This is a genomic window from Tardiphaga sp. P9-11 (assembly GCF_008329525.1).
Lineage (GTDB): Bacteria > Pseudomonadota > Alphaproteobacteria > Rhizobiales > Xanthobacteraceae > Tardiphaga.
Genome location: NZ_NPKQ01000001.1, coordinates 904023 through 922023 on the forward strand (window position 1 = coordinate 904023; position 18001 = coordinate 922023).

General features: G+C 61.1%; 16 protein-coding genes. 15 read left to right on the forward strand and 1 reads right to left on the reverse strand.

What is annotated here, in order from left to right:
• The first annotated feature begins 1 nt into the window (after position 1).
• The 6 genes from CIW50_RS04175 (at position 2) to CIW50_RS04200 (ending at position 5118) form a co-directional block, all read left to right on the forward strand.
• Complete coding sequence (locus CIW50_RS04175) at positions 2 to 874, forward strand: branched-chain amino acid ABC transporter permease (RefSeq protein WP_172980208.1); 873 nt, start codon at positions 2 to 4, stop codon at positions 872 to 874.
• Entirely contained in the window at positions 871 to 1917 is a 1047-nt protein-coding gene (locus tag CIW50_RS04180; protein WP_149529969.1) for a branched-chain amino acid ABC transporter permease, read from the forward strand. Before CIW50_RS04175 ends, CIW50_RS04180 begins: the two co-directional genes overlap by 4 nt.
• A complete protein-coding gene (locus tag CIW50_RS04185; RefSeq protein WP_149529970.1) occupies positions 1917 to 2717 on the forward strand; it encodes an ABC transporter ATP-binding protein in 801 nt (266 codons plus the stop codon). The genes CIW50_RS04180 and CIW50_RS04185 overlap by 1 nt, the downstream gene beginning before the upstream one ends.
• Complete coding sequence (locus CIW50_RS04190; protein ID WP_149529971.1) at positions 2710 to 3414, forward strand: ABC transporter ATP-binding protein; 705 nt, start codon at positions 2710 to 2712, stop codon at positions 3412 to 3414. The genes CIW50_RS04185 and CIW50_RS04190 overlap by 8 nt, the downstream gene beginning before the upstream one ends.
• Complete coding sequence (locus CIW50_RS04195) at positions 3404 to 3748, forward strand: Rieske (2Fe-2S) protein (RefSeq protein WP_246664132.1); 345 nt, start codon at positions 3404 to 3406, stop codon at positions 3746 to 3748. The genes CIW50_RS04190 and CIW50_RS04195 overlap by 11 nt, the downstream gene beginning before the upstream one ends.
• A gap of 95 nt (positions 3749 to 3843) precedes the next feature.
• Entirely contained in the window at positions 3844 to 5118 is a 1275-nt protein-coding gene (locus tag CIW50_RS04200) for an alpha/beta hydrolase family protein (protein ID WP_246664133.1), read from the forward strand.
• Positions 5119 to 5163: 45 nt separating this feature from the next.
• Here CIW50_RS04200 and CIW50_RS04205 read toward each other — a convergent pair whose 3' ends face one another.
• The gene (locus CIW50_RS04205) at positions 5164 to 5685 is read right to left on the reverse strand and encodes a MarR family winged helix-turn-helix transcriptional regulator (protein ID WP_149529973.1); all 522 of its coding nucleotides are present in this window, start codon (positions 5683 to 5685) and stop codon (positions 5164 to 5166) included.
• A gap of 372 nt (positions 5686 to 6057) precedes the next feature.
• On the opposite strand from CIW50_RS04205, the gene CIW50_RS04210 reads away from it, so the two are divergent.
• From CIW50_RS04210 to CIW50_RS04250, 9 genes are all read left to right on the forward strand, one after another.
• Positions 6058 to 7581 carry a porin gene (locus tag CIW50_RS04210; protein WP_149529974.1) on the forward strand — a complete coding sequence of 508 codons (1524 nt, stop codon included), beginning with the start codon at positions 6058 to 6060 and terminating at the stop codon, positions 7579 to 7581.
• Between the two features lie 199 nt (positions 7582 to 7780).
• Positions 7781 to 9778, forward strand: coding sequence for an O-linked N-acetylglucosamine transferase, SPINDLY family protein (locus CIW50_RS04215; protein ID WP_149529975.1), 1998 nt, complete (start codon positions 7781 to 7783; stop codon positions 9776 to 9778).
• Positions 9779 to 10251: 473 nt separating this feature from the next.
• Positions 10252 to 10458 carry a hypothetical protein gene (locus CIW50_RS04220; RefSeq protein WP_116659993.1) on the forward strand — a complete coding sequence of 69 codons (207 nt, stop codon included), beginning with the start codon at positions 10252 to 10254 and terminating at the stop codon, positions 10456 to 10458.
• Between the two features lie 277 nt (positions 10459 to 10735).
• The gene (locus tag CIW50_RS04225) at positions 10736 to 11635 is read left to right on the forward strand and encodes a LysR family transcriptional regulator (protein ID WP_149529976.1); all 900 of its coding nucleotides are present in this window, start codon (positions 10736 to 10738) and stop codon (positions 11633 to 11635) included.
• A 179-nt stretch (positions 11636 to 11814) separates the two neighbouring features.
• Entirely contained in the window at positions 11815 to 12306 is a 492-nt protein-coding gene (locus tag CIW50_RS04230) for a formate dehydrogenase subunit gamma (protein WP_149529977.1), read from the forward strand.
• Positions 12303 to 13874, forward strand: a complete 1572-nt coding sequence (locus tag CIW50_RS04235; protein ID WP_149529978.1) for a formate dehydrogenase beta subunit — start codon at positions 12303 to 12305, stop codon at positions 13872 to 13874. The genes CIW50_RS04230 and CIW50_RS04235 overlap by 4 nt, the downstream gene beginning before the upstream one ends.
• An 11-nt stretch (positions 13875 to 13885) precedes the next feature.
• Complete coding sequence (fdhF, locus tag CIW50_RS04240; protein WP_149529979.1) at positions 13886 to 16795, forward strand: formate dehydrogenase subunit alpha; 2910 nt, start codon at positions 13886 to 13888, stop codon at positions 16793 to 16795.
• 15 nt (positions 16796 to 16810) lie between these two features.
• On the forward strand, positions 16811 to 17665 hold the full coding sequence (fdhD, locus tag CIW50_RS04245) for a formate dehydrogenase accessory sulfurtransferase FdhD (protein ID WP_149529980.1): 855 nt from the start codon (positions 16811 to 16813) through the stop codon (positions 17663 to 17665).
• The gene (locus CIW50_RS04250; RefSeq protein ID WP_149529981.1) at positions 17637 to 17864 is read left to right on the forward strand and encodes a formate dehydrogenase subunit delta; all 228 of its coding nucleotides are present in this window, start codon (positions 17637 to 17639) and stop codon (positions 17862 to 17864) included. Before fdhD ends, CIW50_RS04250 begins: the two co-directional genes overlap by 29 nt.
• Positions 17865 to 18001 lie beyond the last annotated feature (137 nt).

Sequence of the window (18001 nt, forward strand, 5' to 3'; positions counted from 1 at the left end):
CGTGGACCAGCTCCTGCAACACCTCGTCAACATGCTCGTGCTCGGCGGCACCTATGCGCTGCTCGGCATCGGTTTAACGCTGATCTTCGGCATCATGAACGTGGTGAATTTTACCCACGGCATTCTTTACACGTTCGGCGCCTATATGATGTTCATCGTCGTGCATCAGCTCGGCTTGAACTTCTTTTTCGCGCTGCCGGTGGCGATCGTCGCCGGCTGGCTGCTGGGCGCGCTCATCGAAATCACGCTGCTGCGGCCGCTGCGCGGCGCCGATATCGACACCACCATGCTGGTGATGATCGGCGCCTGGATCGCGATGCAGTCTGGCGCGCTGTGGATCTGGGGCGGCGTCGCCAAGTCGATCGACAATCCGTTTCCCGACGCACCGCTGGTGATCGGACCGGTGTCTGTGTCCTGGTTGCGGCTGTTCGTGCTGTTTGCGGCCGCGCTGCTGATCGTGCTGGCTTATTCGCTGATTAATCTCACCAAACTAGGCAAGGCGATGCGCGCGACCTTCCAGGATTCCGACACCGCCGCACTCATGGGCGTCAATGTCAGCCTGATCTACACCTCGACCTTTGCCATCGGCTCGAGCCTCGCCGCCGCTGCCGGCGCGCTGCTGGGCCCGGTCTATGTGGTGTTTCCGCAGATGGGCGATCTCGCTGCGGTGAAGGCCTTCGCCATCGTCATCCTTGGTGGCCTTGGCAATATCACCGGGGCCGTGATCGGCAGTTTCATTCTAGCGCTCGCTGAAGAACTCGGCGCCGGTTACGTTTCGTCGGGCTATCGCGATGCCATGGGCTTCCTGATCATCATCATGGTGCTGATCTTCAAACCCACCGGGCTGTTCGCACGGGCGGAGCGCGTCGGATGAAGCAGATCGTCACGCTCCTCTGTCTCGGCTTCTTCGTCTCCGTGCCCATGTGGCTGACGGATCCGTATCTGCTCAATGCGTTGATCACGACCGGCATCTTCATCATCGGCGCAATGAGCCTCAACCTGCTGCTCGGCTTCACCGGACAGCTGAGTCTTGGCCATATCGCCTTCTTCGGTATCGGCGCCTATGTCAGTGCGCTGACATCGTTGGGCTTCGATGTCCCGATCTACGGCGATTTCCACATCGTTCATGTGCCATGGCCGCCGATCGCAGGTTTCTTTCTGGCGATCCTCATCTCGGGCTTCTGCGGCTATCTGGTCGGGCGATTGTCCTTCAGTGTGCGCGGCGCTTACTTCGTCATCGTCACAATTTCGTTCGCTGAAGTCGTGCGACTCGTCGCGCTGAACTGGGTCGAACTCACGCAGGGACCGCTGGCGCTGACCAACATTCCGTCGATCACCATTGGTCTGCCGGGGCTTGGTTATCTCGTGCTGAAGACCAAGTTTCACAATTACTATCTTGTGCTCGCTGTCGCGACCCTCTCGTATTTTCTGATCTCGCGCCTCGTTCACTCGCATTACGGCCGCGCCATGCGCGGGTTGATGGAGAACGAGACGCTGGCCGTCGCCGTCGGCATCGACGTCACCAGGACGCTGACATTGGCTGCCGTGATCTCTGCGGCTATCGCCGGCGCTGCCGGAAGTCTTTATGCGCACTACATTCGCATTATCGATCCCGACGTCTTCGCCTTCATCTCGACGGTGACAATGGTGATCATGGTGGTGTCGGGCGGCAAGGGCTCGCTGGCCGGACCTGTGGTCGGCGGCATTATCTTCGGCCTGCTGCCGGTGTTCCTGCGGCCGATCATGCCGCCGGAGGCACAGTGGATCACCTATGGCGTGGTGCTAATTGTCATCCTGTTCGTGATGCCGCGCGGCATCGTGCCGTCGCTTGCCGCAAAACTCGGTTTGGCCCGTGCCGGCGGAACCAGACGGGCGTCCAGTGCCGTTTCCGAACGCACCGCCGAGGAGCATGCGTGATGGCCGAGACAGTCCTCAGCATCGAACACGTCGCCGTTCATTTCGGCGGCCTCGTCGCCATCTCGGACATGAATTTCCATGTCGACAAAGGCGAAATCGTCAGCCTGATCGGGCCGAACGGCGCCGGCAAGACCACGGCCTTCAACGTCATGACCGGCTTTCTGACGCCCACCAAGGGCGCGGTGAAATACTGCGGCGCTGATCTCAAGGGCAAGAAGCCGCATGAGATCGCGGATCTCGGATTGATCCGTACCTTCCAGCGCACCAGCGTGTTTCCCAACGATACCGTCTACGACAATGTCCTGATCGGGCTGCATCGCCAGGGCAAGGTCGGGCTTGTCGAGGCGATCCTCGGATTGCCGCGCGCCCGCGCATCGGAGAAGGCGCAACGCGAACGCGCGGCCGAACTGGTGCGCTGGATTGGGCTGGACGCACGGGCCAACGATCTCGCAGGTTCGCTATCTTATGGCGAGCAGCGCCTGGTCGGTGTTGCATTGGCGCTGGCAGCACAGCCGAAGATGCTGCTGCTGGACGAGCCGGTGTCCGGCATGAACGCATCGGAGACGCACACATTTGTGCAGTTGATCCGCAATATCCGGGATCGTGGTGTTACGATCCTGCTGGTCGAGCATGACATGCCGATGGTGATGAGCGTGTCGGATCGCATCGTGGTGCTGAACTACGGCCGCATCATCGCCGAGGGACCGCCGGAGACGATCCGCAACGATCCCGCTGTCATCGAAGCCTATCTCGGGCAGGGCGCCAAGCAGATCGTCAAGCAGGAGGCCGTGCATGCTTGAGATTCGCGATATGGTCTGCGGCTATGGCCAGATCACAGCCCTCAAAGGCGTGACGCTCTCCGTGAAGGCCGGGCAGTTAGTGGCTCTCATTGGCGCCAATGGCGCCGGCAAGAGCACTACGCTGCGTGCGATTTCAGGCCTTGTGCCCGCGCGCTCTGGTAGCATGCATTTCGATGGCGAGGACATCACCGGCGTCGGGCCGCAGCGCGTGCTCACCAAGGGCATCGCGCATTGTCCGGAAGGCCGTCGTGTGTTTCCGCATATGACGGTGGCAGAGAATCTCGACATGGGCGCCTATCTTCGCTCCGACACATCTGAAGTCGCAGTCGATCGCGATCGCATCTACAGCGATTTTCCGCGTCTCGCCGAACGCCGTAAGCAGGCGGCTGGTACGCTGTCCGGCGGCGAGCAGCAGATGCTGGCGATCGGTCGCGCACTGATGTCACGGCCGCGGCTGGTGATGTTCGACGAGCCGTCGCTTGGTCTCGCGCCGAACATCGTCGAGCGCACCTTTGCGATTATCCGTGCGATCCGCGATGCGGGCACGACCGTCTTGCTGGTCGAGCAGAATGCTTTCGCCGCGCTGGAGATGTGCGATCACGCCTATCTGCTGGAGTCCGGCCGTGTCGTGCTGTCCGGCGCGGGAGCGGAGCTGATCGAGAACGAGCATGTGCGACGGGCTTATCTTGGCGGATGACGGCGAACCCGCCCGGTGGGTCGCGGTCTGTTCGCGCGAGCGCCTGACTGAACAGATGATCGTCTGTGTCAACCTAGCTGGCATCGGTATTCTTATCGTGCAGGATGGTAAGACGATCTACGCCTGCGAGCGCGCCTGTCCCCATGAGCAGGCGGATCTCAGCCTTGGCCGCATCGCCGATGGCCGGCTGCACTGTCCGCGCCATCTCGCTTGGTTCAGCCTCGCCGACGGCAGCATGTCGCCGGGCTGGCCGAGCCGGGGTTTGCGACGCTATCCCGTGCGCGAAAACGATGCGCAAATCTGGGTCGACGTAGCAGCCATCGTCCCAAAGTAACGAACCTCGCGGCAGTTACCCGGCTTCGGGCCTGTAAGCAGAGGTAGTTGGCGCTGCAGCATTCAATTGGTGCAGTTGCGGTATAATAATCATGCTTGCCCCCTCGTAAAGCGCGGATAATACTGCTGAAAAGTCAGACTCCTGAGTGTGTCTGGCGGTACACAAATGGGCGCAAGACCCATGCTTCTCGTCGATCTTTCAAGCGATCTCCGTCAAGGGCTAGGGATGTGACCATTATCGATTTCGGCAGGGCCATCCCGTCGTCGCAGGCGCGTGGCTGGCAGCAATGGCCTGGCCATGAAGACTTTTCGCTGCAGTTCTTGCGCGTGCTGCGCGCGGCGCAGGAAGGCGGAAGTACCGTTTCGGAATGTTTCCTGGCGGCGGAACGCATCAATCCGCGCGATGACGAGAGCTGGTATCGCGAATGGCATAGTGCGGCTGATATCAACCGTGAGCGCGCCGCGGAGGCGCTGGCCAGCGGCCGCATCCCGACGGCGCTGAGCAACTGGCTGCGCGCAGCCAACTACTATCGCACTGCTCAGGTCATGCTCGCCTGCAGCGATCCGCGGCAGGCCGCCGCCATTGCCTTGATGCAGGATTGCGCCCGACTTTACGTGCAGCATGCAACGCCTGCCGGCGAGGTCGTCGAGATCCCGTGGCGGGACGGGGTGTTGCAGGGATACTTCGTCCCTGCGCCGCCGGCGACGCGGCCGCTGCCGGTCGTTCTCTGCGTCGTCGGGCAGGGCCACTACAAGGAAGAGCATCTGCACAGGGTGCCCAGCTACGCGCTGGAACGCGGTCTCGCGCTGTTGCTTGTCGATTTACCCGGTCAATCCTATAGCCAGGAGATGGTCGGGTCGCCTTGTCGGTATGAGGTCGAAACGGCAATCAGCGGCTGGGTCGATTTCCTGGCCGATCGCAGCGATATCGATCAGGAGCGAATTGCGATCTTCGGAGACGGCCTCGGAGCCGCCTTTGCGACGCGTGGCGCCAATCTCGACGACCGCTTTGCAGCAGCTGTTTGCGATGCCGGAATCTGGGAACTTCACGAGCGCGCGTTTATTGCCAGCCGCATTTCGGGCCGGGCTGGTCTGGGCTGTCCGAGTGAAATCGAGGGCTTCAACAGCGGCAGCGTTGCCGCCAATATCAAATGCCCGGTCCTGGTTGCGATGGGGGAGCGCGACTGGCTCGATGTCGATCACGTCACGGAATGTTGCCGCGTCATGAAACAAAACGGCCTCGACATCGAACTGAAGATCTTCCGCGCGTCGGAAACGGTGGCCCCGCCCGCCCAGATAGATATTCCGACGGTGGGCAACGAGTTCATTTTCGACTGGATTATCGATCGTTTGAACTCGAGGACGAAGTAGACAGGTACGGCGTGGTCGATTGACCCACCGCTCATCCGGCGATGTTCAGCTCTCGACTTCCAGCATCAGTGTCGCCTTCTCAAGGCGATTCTTGAGTCGGGACATATGCTGTCCGATCTCCTTCAAGGCCTGCTCGTCGAAATCGCCGAGAATGAAATCTCCGAGCGACTCCCTGCGGGTCGATAGGGCGGAGATCTTCTTGCTGGCCTTGTCGGACAGCGACATCAGCACGACGCGGGCATCCTCGCGGGACGCGACGCGCCGCATGAAGCCATTCTTCTCGAGCATCTTGGATTGGGTGGTGACGAAAGAGGGGTCGACATGGAGCATTGCGGAGACGTCCTTGACCGGTACGCCGTTGCCGCGATCGAGGTCGCTGACGGCCATCAGGATCATCCATTGCGGTCCGCTGATGCCAAGCTCCTTGGCCCAGAATTGGCGGATTCCCTCAAGGTGAACGTTGATCGAAGCGATGTCCCAGATGAACTGTCGGATGACTTCCTGATTCTGGCCGGTCACCCAAATCGAAAGCTCGTTTTCGTTCCAGCCCGCAGATCCCCCACGCATAGTCGCTATTGTCCCGCCGGCCATTCCCATCGTCTCACACTTCTCAGAATTGTATAATTGTATCAGTGAATTGTGACGAGCAAACCACGATTTCGTGTGTTGCAGGGAAACCACACTGCATCGCGATAAAGTTACCTGAGTTCATAAAGTATTTTGCTTCTAAGAATTGCGCATGCATTGTCGATCACGGCGATGGGGCAACCCTCGATCGTCCCGTTGAAGTAGTTCGCTTGAGTGCCTCGCGTTATGCGGGTGTTTCCGAAAGCGCGAAGTGCTTAGGCGGTTAGTTTGGGGACTTGGGGGACTAAATCTTCGGGCGTTCGTGCCTGGCAGATCCGGAACCTTCCCTTTTGGACAACTTGGAGGTTTAACATGACGATGATTAAGAGCCTTATTCTCGGCTCGGCGGCGGGTCTGATCGCCATCGGCGGAGCTCAGGCAGCCGATCTTCCGGTAAAGGCCAAGGCAGTTGAATACGTAAAGATCTGCTCGCTCTACGGCGCAGGCTTCTACTACATCCCGGGCACCGATACCTGCATCAAGATCGGCGGCGCGATTCGTTTGGACACTGCTTTCAACGGCAGCACCTACGACGTTCCGTTCTGGCAGGGTGGTGCCGGTGGCAACAATCTCTGGACCAAGAACTATTTCTCGACCCGTGAACGCGTCAACTTGACGACGGACACCCGCACCGCGACCGAATACGGCGTGGTTCGTACCTACGCGAACATCCAGTTCGACTTCCTCCAGGATCGTGAATCGATCGCTGGTGGTTACACCGAAGTCGACTATGCGTTCATCCAGTTCGCCGGCTTCACCTTCGGTAAGGCCGTCTCGCAGTTCGATCCCCAGTGGGCGCTTGCCAAGCCGTACATCTCGTCGGGCTTCAACGCTGGTTCGAACAACGCGACCGGTATCCCGCAGATCGCCTATACCGCTTCGTTCGGTAACGGCGTGTCGGGCACGATCTCGCTCGAGAACGCTTCGGCCTATCGCAACGCCGGCCTCTGGAACACCAACTCGTTCATCGTCGGTCCGGGTGCAGCTTCGTTCACCGGCACGTTCTACGGTTCGGCGTCGAACACCTTCCTGGGCAACGCCTACGGCGGCAACCACATTCCTGACGTCGTCGGCAATATCCGCCTCGATCAGGCTTGGGGTACCCTGCACTTCGGCGCAGCAATGCACGCTGCAACCCCGGGCTTCTACGGCGCGAACGAAGCAACCGGCCATGCTGACGACAAGTACGGCTTTGCGGTTACCGGTGCGGTCGAATTCAAGAACCTGCCCACCGGCGCAGGCGACAGCTTGAAGATCGAAGCATCGTACGGCAAGGGTGCTGCCAAGTACGTCTTCGGTGGCACGACCGACACCATCGGTGGCGGCCGTTACGCCAAGGTTGACGGCAACAGCCTCGGCTTCGGCTACGTCCTCGACGGCGTCTACACCACCAATGGCCAGATCATCCAGAGCTCCGCTTGGGAAGTCAGCGCTTTCTATGAGCATTACTGGAACCCGGCATGGCGCACGTCGCTGTTCGGCAACTACAGCCACATCTCGTACGGCTCCGGCAACGACTTGATGATGGCGTCCTTCCAGGGCCTGACCACCGGTGGCCCGGGTGCCAGCTCGTCCACAACTGCTGCTTCTCGTGCAGGTGTGTTCGCTGGCACGGGTAACTTCGACCTGGGTCTCGCCCAGATCGGCACCCGTACCGCCTGGACCCCGGTTCAGAACCTGACCCTGTCGGCTCAGTTCACCTACAGCCGTCTGGATCAGAACCTGAACGGCACGTACACCGTGACGAGCATGTCGGGCAAGCCTGCCGGTACCGTTCTCAACACGGCCGACCAGAACCTCTACAACGGTTCGGTGCAGATCCTGCGCTCCTTCTAATTCTGATCGTCTCACGACGACCAGTCTTTGAAACAAAGACCCCCGGCAGGAAACTGCCGGGGGTTTTTGCTTTCTGAAGCGACATCCTGGCTTGGCTAAGCGGCTGCGCCGGGCGTTCTCGACGCGAAGGAGGCGGGCGTCTATACCGGCGGTGTTGCCCCCGGCAATGCAAGCCGCAAAGCCCGAAGTCCTCAGGATCATGGCGTCTCCAGCTGAACTGTTTCAAAGCGCATTCACCGCCTTCCAGCATGGTCGCCTCCAGGAGGCCGAGCGGGGCTTCAGCAAGTTTCTGCGCAAAGAGCCGAAGCATTTTCCAGCACTGAATATTCTCGCCATCGTGCTGGTCGCGCTGAAGCGCCATGCGGAGGCTGAGCCGCATCTGAAAGCGGCCCTGCGCATCGACGCGACGTCGGATGCCACTTTCTACAATTACGGGCTGGTGCTGAAGGCGCTGAACCGGCCGGACGAGGCGTTGCGGTGTTTCTCCGAATCGCTGGCGCTCAACCCCGGCAATGCCGAAACGCTGAATAATCGTGGCACCGTCCTCAACGACCTCCGGGACTACCCGGCTGCACTGGCGGATTTCGATCGCGCGCTTGCGCTCAATCCACGCTATGCCGGCGCCTTCTTCAACAAGAGCAAGTCGCTTGCCGAGTTGAAGCGCTATGCTGAGGCGCTGCATGCCTGTGAGGCGGCGCTCACCTTGCAGCCAGATCTGGCGGAAGCCTGGTTTGGCCGCGGCTACATCTTTGGCCAGATGCGGATGCCGGCTGAAGCGGTGGAGGCTTATGGCCGCGCGCGCCGGCTCAATCCGGACATGCCGCTGCTGAAAGGCAATCTGTTGCACCAGAAGATGTTGGTCTGCGACTGGCATGACACGAATGCTCTGATTGCCGAGATCGAGGCCGATCTTACTGCCGGCAAACTGGCCGCCGAGCCATTCGGCTGGCAGGGCGTCGCCACCTCGGAACGCAGCCTGCAACGCTGCGCCGAACTGACCAACGCCTCGCGTTTTCCCATGCAAGCCCCATTGCTGCGTGCTTCGCCGACCGAGCCGGATGCAAAAATTCGCATCGGCTATCTGTCCGGTGAATTTCGACAGCAGGCGACCTCGCTGCTGCTCGTCGGCGTGCTTGAGCAGCACGACAGGAGCGCGTTCGAGATATTCGCCATCGACAACGGTTATGATGACGACAGCGATATACGGCGGCGCATCGAGCGTGCGGTTGATGGTATCGTCAAAATTTCCACACTGAGCGATCCGCAGGCGGTGGACGCTATTTGTGCGCAGCGCATCGACATTCTCGTCAATCTCAATGGCTATTTCGGCGAACAGCGCACCGGCGTATTCGCGCGCAGGGCTGCGCCGATCCAGGTCAACTATCTCGGTTTTCCCGGCACGCTCGGTGCCGGCTTCATGGATTACATCCTCGCCGACCAATATGTGCTGCCGCCCGAGCACCGGCAGTTCTATAGCGAGAAAGTCGCTTGGCTGCCGCATTGCTATCAGGCCAATGACGATCGCAAGGAGATCTCTGCGCGCGCATTCACGCGCGAGGAGGTCGGTTTGCCCCGGCAGGACTTTGTGTTTTGCTGCTTCAACAATGCCTACAAAATCACGCCGGACGTCTTCGACAGTTGGATGCGCATTCTCGCCGCCGTCGACGGTAGCGTTCTCTGGTTGTTGGAGGACAGCGCTGCCGCTGTGGCGAATCTGCGCCGCGAAGCGAAAGTGCGGGGCATCGACTCCGCGCGTCTGGTCTTTGCCGTGCGTATGTCGCCAGCCGAGCACCTGGCGCGACATCGTTGTGCGGATCTGTTTCTGGATACTTTGCCGTACAACGCGCATACGACAGCGAGCGACGCACTGTGGGCTGGATTGCCTGTGCTGACGTGTCGTGGACTAACCTTTGCAGGGCGCGTCGCCGCGAGTCTTCTGCAGAATCTGGGGCTGCCGGAGCTGATTGCGACAAATCGTGGTGACTATGAGCGCGTTGCGATCGAACTGGCGCAAAATCCCGAGCGGTTATTGGCGATCCGGGAGAAGTTGTCGGCCAATCGTCTGAAAATGCCGACCTTCGACACCGGGCGTCTGACGCGTGATATCGAAGCGGCATTCCTCAAAATGACCGAGCGGGGCCGGGCAGGCCTCGCGCCGGGCCATATAACAGTCCCTGTTCGCGATAGCGGGCAATAATAATTTTGATTGAGCAAATCAGGTATTGCACTCAACATTCTGGCTCATGTAATATTTTCGTGCGCAGCCGGCAAATTTTTGACGGCCCTAGGTCTTCAAGGAGACTCGCGCACTCTGCTGTAAATCTCCGAAACCACCGGCAATGCCCTGCCGGTGGTTTTTCGGTTTTTTGTGACCCAATTCGAGCAAGCGCGGCTGGTACTCCATGCTTCATTGCCAACGCGGAAAGGGCGCGGGAACCGTGCCATAGAGGCACGCCCTTGAATCGGTCCAACCCCCTCTGAAAACGACGGAATTGCTGCTGATCACATTGGCAGCATGAGATGGAATCTGTCGCAGAGGCATCCAAATTGTGACCTGTTGCCCATCGTTGCATATCAGGACTGACGAGCTATCTGACCGAAATTGCTAGAGATTTATTGCTTTTTGAGCAAGTTGTGGCTAAAAGCCGCTCATCGTGGAGAGTATGAATAATGGCGCATAACTACGCAATTAATGAGGACGTTCACCACCAGCTGCAGGGGCCGCAGGGCCGCTCCACCGTCAAGGAGCGCAGCATTTACACCATCACGTCTCGCCTTCCGATCGAAGCCGATGGTCGCCCGCGTTACCGGATCAAGAGCAAGTCCGAGAACGTCGAGCGTGTCGTGACCGAAGAACAGATCAGCCGCCTCGGTTGATCCCGATCGGAGTCTTCTCCGATCATATCTGCCGTTTGCTGTCGTCGCCGGGGCCTTGGACCCCGCGACGAAGCAGACCGCCGCAAAGACCCTAACCAGATTATATCTTGAAGCAGGAAGCTTGGCCGGGGCTGATCTCTGCCTGCGTCGCTGCGATGGTTGCGGCTAGGCGGATTCGCACCATATGCTCTGCCCCGAGGGCGGATACCGAAGGCCACACACGCGATCGTCGCGCCGCACCTCGGCAATAATGATGTGGTCAGAGCGGGGCCGTCCCTTGATCGAAAAACTTGAACTGCTGTTGTCGCTGGCGAAGGAGCGGCATTTCGGCCGCGCCGCGGAAGCTTGCGGCGTGACGCAGCCTACGATGTCGACCAGCCTGAAGCAGCTCGAGGATATGCTCGGCGTGATGCTGGTGCAGCGCGGCTCGCGCTTCCAGGGCTTTACGCCGGAAGGTGAACGTGCGCTCGACTGGGCGCGGCGCATCGTCGGCGACGCCCGCGCTATGAAGCAGGAGATCAATGGCCTCAAGGACAGCCTGTCAGGCGAGATCCGTATCGCCGCGATTCCCACCGTGCTCGGCATGGTCGCCTCGCTGACGACGCCGTTCCGCGCACGGCATCCTGATGTGCGCTTCCGCATCGTGTCCTGCACCTCGGCGGCGGTGCTCGGTCTGCTTGAAAATCTCGAAGTCGATGCGGGCCTCACCTACATCGAGAACGAACCGCTCGGTAAAGTGCGTTCAATCCCGCTTTATAAAGAAAGCTATCGGCTGCTGACCTCGCCCGACAGCATGTTCGGCGATCGCAAGACGGTCACCTGGAGCGAAGTCGGCCAGGTGCCGCTGTGCCTGTTGACCCCCGATATGCAGAACCGCCGCATCATCGACCGCGCACTGAAGTCGGTGGGCGCCGAGGCGATGCCGATGCTGACGTCGAATTCGATCATCGTGCTCTACACCCATGTGAAGACCGGCCGATGGGCCAGCGTGATGCCGGCCAAACTCGCGGAGACCCTGGGCCTCACGGCCAACGACTCCGTTCGCATGATCCCGATTGTCGATCCCGTGGTAAATTACGGCGTCGGCCTCGTGGTGCCCCAGCGCGATCCCATGACCCCGCTGGTGGCGACGCTGGTGCAGATCGCCCGGGAGGTTGCGCCGTCGCTGGAGGCGTAAGACCTTCGTTTTGGGCGCTGTAATTGCTGCGTTGCAACCAAGCTAACCATTTCAAATTCATCGATTTCGCCGGGGTGTCGATACCGTTTCCGTATCGCAGCATGAGACAGCTTTATTGATCTTTGGATCGATTCCAATTTTGATTGGTTCTCCAGTCATAAGATCAATTGAGTACCGGGATGAACGCAGCCTACGAGCCGAATGCTTATGAGCCTTGGAGTGCCGACCGAGGCACCGAGATCATCGAGAGCCTGTCCCATGTGGAAGGCGGTGTGATCGTAATCCTGCATGCGATGCAGGAGGCCTTCGGTTATGTGCCAGAGTCGGCAATCCCGATGATCGCGCTGGCGCGTAACCTGTCGCGCGCCGAGGTCCATGGGGTGTTCACTTTCTACCATGACTTCCGGCATGAACCTGCTGGCAAGCATGTGCTGAAGATCTGCCGCGCCGAGGCGTGCCAGGCGGCCGGCGGCGATGCACTGGCGGCGCGCGCGGAAGCGAAATTGGGCGTAAAACTTGGAAACACGACGGCGGATCAGCGCGTTACATTGGAGCCGATCTATTGCCTCGGGCTCTGCGCCACGGCGCCATCGGCGATGCTCGATGGCCGTCTGGTCGGTCGCCTCGATGAGAAGCGCATTGATGCGCTGGTCGCGGAGGCACAGCGATGACATCGTCTGATAAAACTTTGAAGATCTACATTCCGCGCGATGCGGCTGCCGTTTCCGTCGGTGCCGATGAACTCGTTACTGCTTTCGAGAGCGTGGCCGCGACGCGCAAGCTCGCCATCGAGATTATTCGCCCCGGTTCGCGCGGCCTGTTGTGGCTGGAGCCGATGATCGAAGTCGCGACGCCGGAAGGCCGCATCGCTTTCGGACCGGTCGAAGAGAAAGACGTTGCGTCGGTGCTCGATGCGATGGTCGCAAACGGCCAGCATGCGCTGCGTCTTGGTGTCGCGGAGGAGCTTCCGTGGCTCAAGAAGCAGACGCGTTTGACCTTTGTGCGCTGCGGCGTCGTCGATCCCCGGTCAGTCGAGGATTACATCGCGCATGGCGGCTACAAGGGGCTCACCCGCGCGCTGACGCTGGATAGCTCCGGCATCATAGCCGACGTCACCACGTCCGGCCTGCGTGGTCGCGGCGGCGCTGGCTTCCCGACCGGCATCAAGTGGAAGACGGTGGCCGATACCAAAGCCGATCGCAAATTCATCGTCTGCAACGCGGACGAGGGCGACAGCGGCACCTTCGCCGATCGCATGATCATGGAAGGCGATCCCTTCGTGGTGATCGAAGGCATGACCATTGCGGGCATCGCAGTGGGCGCCACCAAGGGCTACATCTATATCCGTTCGGAATATCCGCATGCCGTCGAGGCGATGAGTGCGGGCATTCAGGCTGCGACGCGCGCCGGCTATCTCGGCGACAATATCCGTGGCTCAGCACATGCGTTCGATCTCGAAGTGCGCGTCGGCGCCGGCGCCTATGTCTGCGGCGAGGAGACCTCGCTGCTGGAGTCACTCGAAGGCCGCCGCGGCATCGTCCGCGCCAAGCCGCCGCTGCCGGCGCATAAGGGCCTGTTCGGCAAGCCGACCGTCATCAACAACGTCCTGTCCTTCGCCGCGATCCCGTTCATTCTCGACAATGGCGCCAAGGCCTATGCGGATTACGGCATGGGCCGTTCGCGCGGCACGATGCCGATCCAGCTCGCCGGTAACGTCAAGTTCGGCGGGTTGTTCGAAGTCGCCTTCGGCATCACGCTGGGTGAACTGGTCGACGATATCGGCGGCGGCACCTTCACCGGAAGGCCAGTTCGCGCGGTGCAGGTCGGTGGTCCGCTCGGCGCGTATTTCCCGCGCGAATTGTTCGACACGCCGTTCGATTACGAAGCCTTTGCCAAGCGTGACGGGCTGATCGGGCATGGCGGCATCGTGGTGTTTGACGACACCGTTGACATGTCGAAGCAGGCGCGCTTCGCGATGGAATTCTGCGCCATCGAATCCTGTGGCAAGTGCACGCCGTGCCGCATCGGTTCCACCCGCGGCGTCGAGACCATCGACAAGATCCGCCGCGGTGAGCGCGTCGCCGAGAACATCGCCGTGCTGCAGGATCTCTCTAACACCATGAAATTCGGCTCGCTCTGTGCGCTGGGCGGCTTCACGCCGTATCCGGTGATGAGTGCGCTGAAGCATTTCCCTGATGATTTCGGCCCGGCGCCCACGCGCCTTCAGGCCGCAGAGTAAAGGAGCAACACATGTCGCTCGTTCACGAAATCGATTTTGGTACGCCGCGCTCGAAGTCCGAAAAGATGGTCACGCTGACCATCGACGGGCAGAGCGTCTCGGTGCCCGAGGGCACCTCGATCATGCGCGCTGCGATGGAAATGGGCACGCAGATCCCGAAACTGTGCGCCACCGACATGGTGGACGCCTTCGGCTCCTGCCGTCTCTGTCTGGTGGAGATCGAGGGCCGTGCCGGCACGCCGTCCTCCTGCACCACGCCGGCGATGGAAGGCCTGGTGGTCCACACCCAGAATGAGCGGCTGGCGAAGCTGCGCAAGGGCGTGATGGAGCTCTACATCTCCGACCATCCGCTGGACTGCCTGACCTGCGCCGCCAACGGCGACTGCGAATTGCAGGACATGGCCGGTGCGGTCGGTCTGCGCGACGTGCGCTACGGCTATGACGGCGAGAACCATGTCTTCGCCAAGAACGGCCCGAAGCATACTCACAACTCGCCGGAAGCCTGCGAAAACGATCACTGGATGGCGAAGGACGAGTCGAATCCGTACTTCACCTATGACCCCTCGAAGTGCATCGTCTGCTCGCGCTGCGTCCGCGCTTGCGAAGAAGTACAAGGCACTTTCGCGCTGACGATCTCCGGCCGCGGTTTCGAGAGCCGCGTCTCGCCGGGAATGAGCGAGAGCTTCCTGGGTTCGGAATGCGTGTCTTGCGGCGCCTGCGTGCAGGCCTGCCCGACCGCGACGCTGACTGAGAAGGCCGTGATCGAGATCGGCCAGCCGGAGCACTCCGCCGTCACCACCTGCGCCTATTGCGGCGTCGGCTGTACCTTCAAGGCGGAAATGCGCGGCGAGGAGCTGGTGCGCATGGTGCCGTACAAGGACGGTAAGGCCAATCGCGGCCATTCCTGCGTCAAGGGCCGCTTCGCCTGGGGCTATGCGAACCACAAGGAGCGCATCCTCAATCCGATGATCCGCGAGAAGATCACTGATCCGTGGCAGGAAGTGTCGTGGGATGAGGCGTTCAATTTCGCCGCGAAGAAGTTCAAGGGCATCCAGGCCAAACATGGTCGAGATTCCATCGGCGGCATCACCTCGTCACGCTGCACCAACGAAGAGGTCTTCGTGGTGCAGAAGCTGATCCGCGCCGGCTTCGGCAACAACAATGTCGATACCTGCGCCCGTGTCTGCCACTCGCCGACCGGCTACGGCCTGTCCTCGACCTTCGGCACCTCGGCCGGCACCCAGGACTTCGATTCCGTGGAAGACACTGACGTCGTGATGATCATCGGCGCCAATCCGACCGACGGTCATCCGGTGTTTGCGTCGCGCCTGAAGAAGCGTCTGCGCGCCGGCGCCAAGCTGATCGTCGTCGACCCGCGCAAAACCGATATCGTGCGCTCGGCACATATAGAGGCACAGCATCATCTGCCGTTGATGCCCGGCACCAACGTAGCTGTGCTTACTGCGCTGGCGCATGTCATCGTCACCGAAGGCCTCGCCGATGAAGCCTTCATCCGCGAGCGTTGCGACTGGAGCGAGTTCGAGGACTGGGCGGCCTTCGTCGCGCAGCCCAACCACAGCCCGGAAGCCACCGCCATCATGACTGGCGTCGATCCGAAGGAGCTGCGTGCCGCCGCGCGTCTGTTCGCCACCGGTGGCAACGGCGCGATCTATTACGGCCTCGGTGTTACCGAGCACAGCCAGGGCTCGACGACCGTCATCGCGATCGCCAACCTGGCGATGGTTACCGGCAATATCGGCCGTCCCGGCGTCGGCGTGAATCCGCTGCGTGGCCAGAACAATGTGCAGGGCTCCTGCGACATGGGCTCGTTCCCGCACGAACTGCCGGGCTACCGGCATATTTCGGGTGATGCGGTCCGCGAGACCTTCGAGTCGATGTGGAACGTGAAGCTCAATCCCGAGCCGGGCCTGCGCATCCCGAACATGTTCGACGCAGCCACGGAAGGCACCTTCATGGGTCTCTATGTGCAGGGCGAAGACATCCTGCAGTCCGATCCGAATACCAAGCATGTCGTCGCGGCTCTGTCGGCGATGGAATGCGTCATCGTCCACGATCTCTTCCTGAACGAGACCGCAAACTACGCCCATGTGTTCTTCCCGGGCTCGACCTTCCTGGAGAAGAACGGCACCTTCACCAATGCCGAACGCCGCATCCAGCGCGTCCGCAAGGTGATGTCACCGAAGAATGGCCTGGAAGACTGGGAAGTGACCTTGGGATTCGCCAAGGCGCTCGGCTACGAGATGCACTACAATCATCCTTCGGAGATCATGGATGAGATCGCAGCGCTGACGCCGACCTTCGCCGGTGTCTCCTTTGCGAAGCTCGACGAAGTCGGCTCGGTGCAGTGGCCGTGCAACGAGAAGGCACCGCTGGGCACGCCGATCATGCACATCGACGGCTTCGTGCGGGGCAAGGGCAAGTTCATGCTCACCGAATACATTGCCACCGACGAGCGTACCGGGCCGCGCTTTCCGCTGCTGCTCACCACCGGCCGTATTCTCAGCCAGTACAATGTCGGCGCGCAGACGCGGCGCACCGAGAATGTGGTCTGGCATGAAGAGGATCGTCTGGAGCTGCATCCGCACGACGCCGAGCTGCGCGGCATCCGCGATGGCGACTGGGTGAAGCTGCAGAGCCGTGCGGGCGAGACCACATTGCGCGCGCTGCTCACCGAACGCATGGCGCCGGGCGTGGTCTATACGACGTTCCACCACCCGACCACGCAGGCCAACGTCATCACCACCGAGTTCTCGGACTGGGCCACCAATTGTCCGGAATACAAGGTGACGGCGGTGCAGATCTCGCCCTCGAACGGTCCGTCCGAGTGGCAGAAGGAATATGACGAGCAGGCCCGCCAATCGCGCCGGATCGCCATGCCTGTTGTGGAAGCTGCGGAGTAGGTCTGGAGGCCAGACATGCACGATCCGGTTCGCAAAGCCTCGCGAAAGATCTGGCGCCATTCCGGCGTCAGCGAGGGGCTGCGCGTGGTGCCGGAAGAGACTGCGCTGGCGATCACCTATAATGGCGGCACCTATGCCGTCATGATGGGGACGCCGCAGGACTATCGCGACTTCGCCTATGGCTTCAGCCTGAGCGAGGGCGTGGTCGCCTCGATCGACGAGATCGAGAGTTTCGAGGCCGTCGAGTTCGACGATGGCGTTGAGCTGCGGATGTGGCTTGCAGGCGAGAAGGCCGAGAGCATCAGCGCGCGGCGCCGGCAGGTCGCCGGGCCGACGGGCTGCGGTCTGTGCGGTATCGACTCGATCTCGGAAGCCGTTAAGCCGGCGGCCATCGTTGCGCCCGGCGGCACGTTCTCCTTCGACCAGATCATGGCGGCGATGGAGACGCTGTCGCCGCTGCAGAAGATCAACATCCAGACCCGCGCGGTTCACGCTGCCGCGTTCTGGACTGACGCAGATGGCATCGTCGCTTTGCGGGAAGATGTCGGCCGTCACAACGCGTTGGACAAGCTCGCCGGCGCGCTGGCGCAGACAAAGGTCGATGCCAGCCAGGGCATGGTGCTGCTGACCAGCCGCGTGTCTGTGGAGATGGTGCAGAAGACAGCCGCCATCGGCGCGCCGCTCATGGTGTCGGTGTCGGCGCCGACCGCACTGGCGATCCGTTTGGCCGACGCCGCGGGTATTACACTCGCCGCTATCGCGCGAGCGGACGGTTTTGAAGTTTTCACACATCCGCATCGCGTGCTTCCGCACGCGGTCGCGGATGCATCAGGACAAGAGCATGGACACCCACACATCGACGTCGCCTGACCGGCTGATCTACATGGCCAACCAGATTGGCGATTTCTTCAACAGCCAGGGCCACGATCACGCCGTGGCCGGGATCGCCGAGCACATCAAGAAGTTCTGGGATCCGCGCATGCGCAAGAAGATCTTCGAGCATCTGGATGCTGGCGGCGCCGGGCTGAAGCCGAATGTGCTCCAGGCGATCGCGTTGCTGAAGAAGTAGCCCAACCTACACTCGTCATTCCGGGCTTCGCCGCAGCCGGCATTGGCCGGCGTAAGCGAAGACCCGGAATCCCGTAGTGTTCAGCCATGTCGAACGCCCGCGCCCCGGAATGACAGTGTTGGGCGCCTGAACGAAGC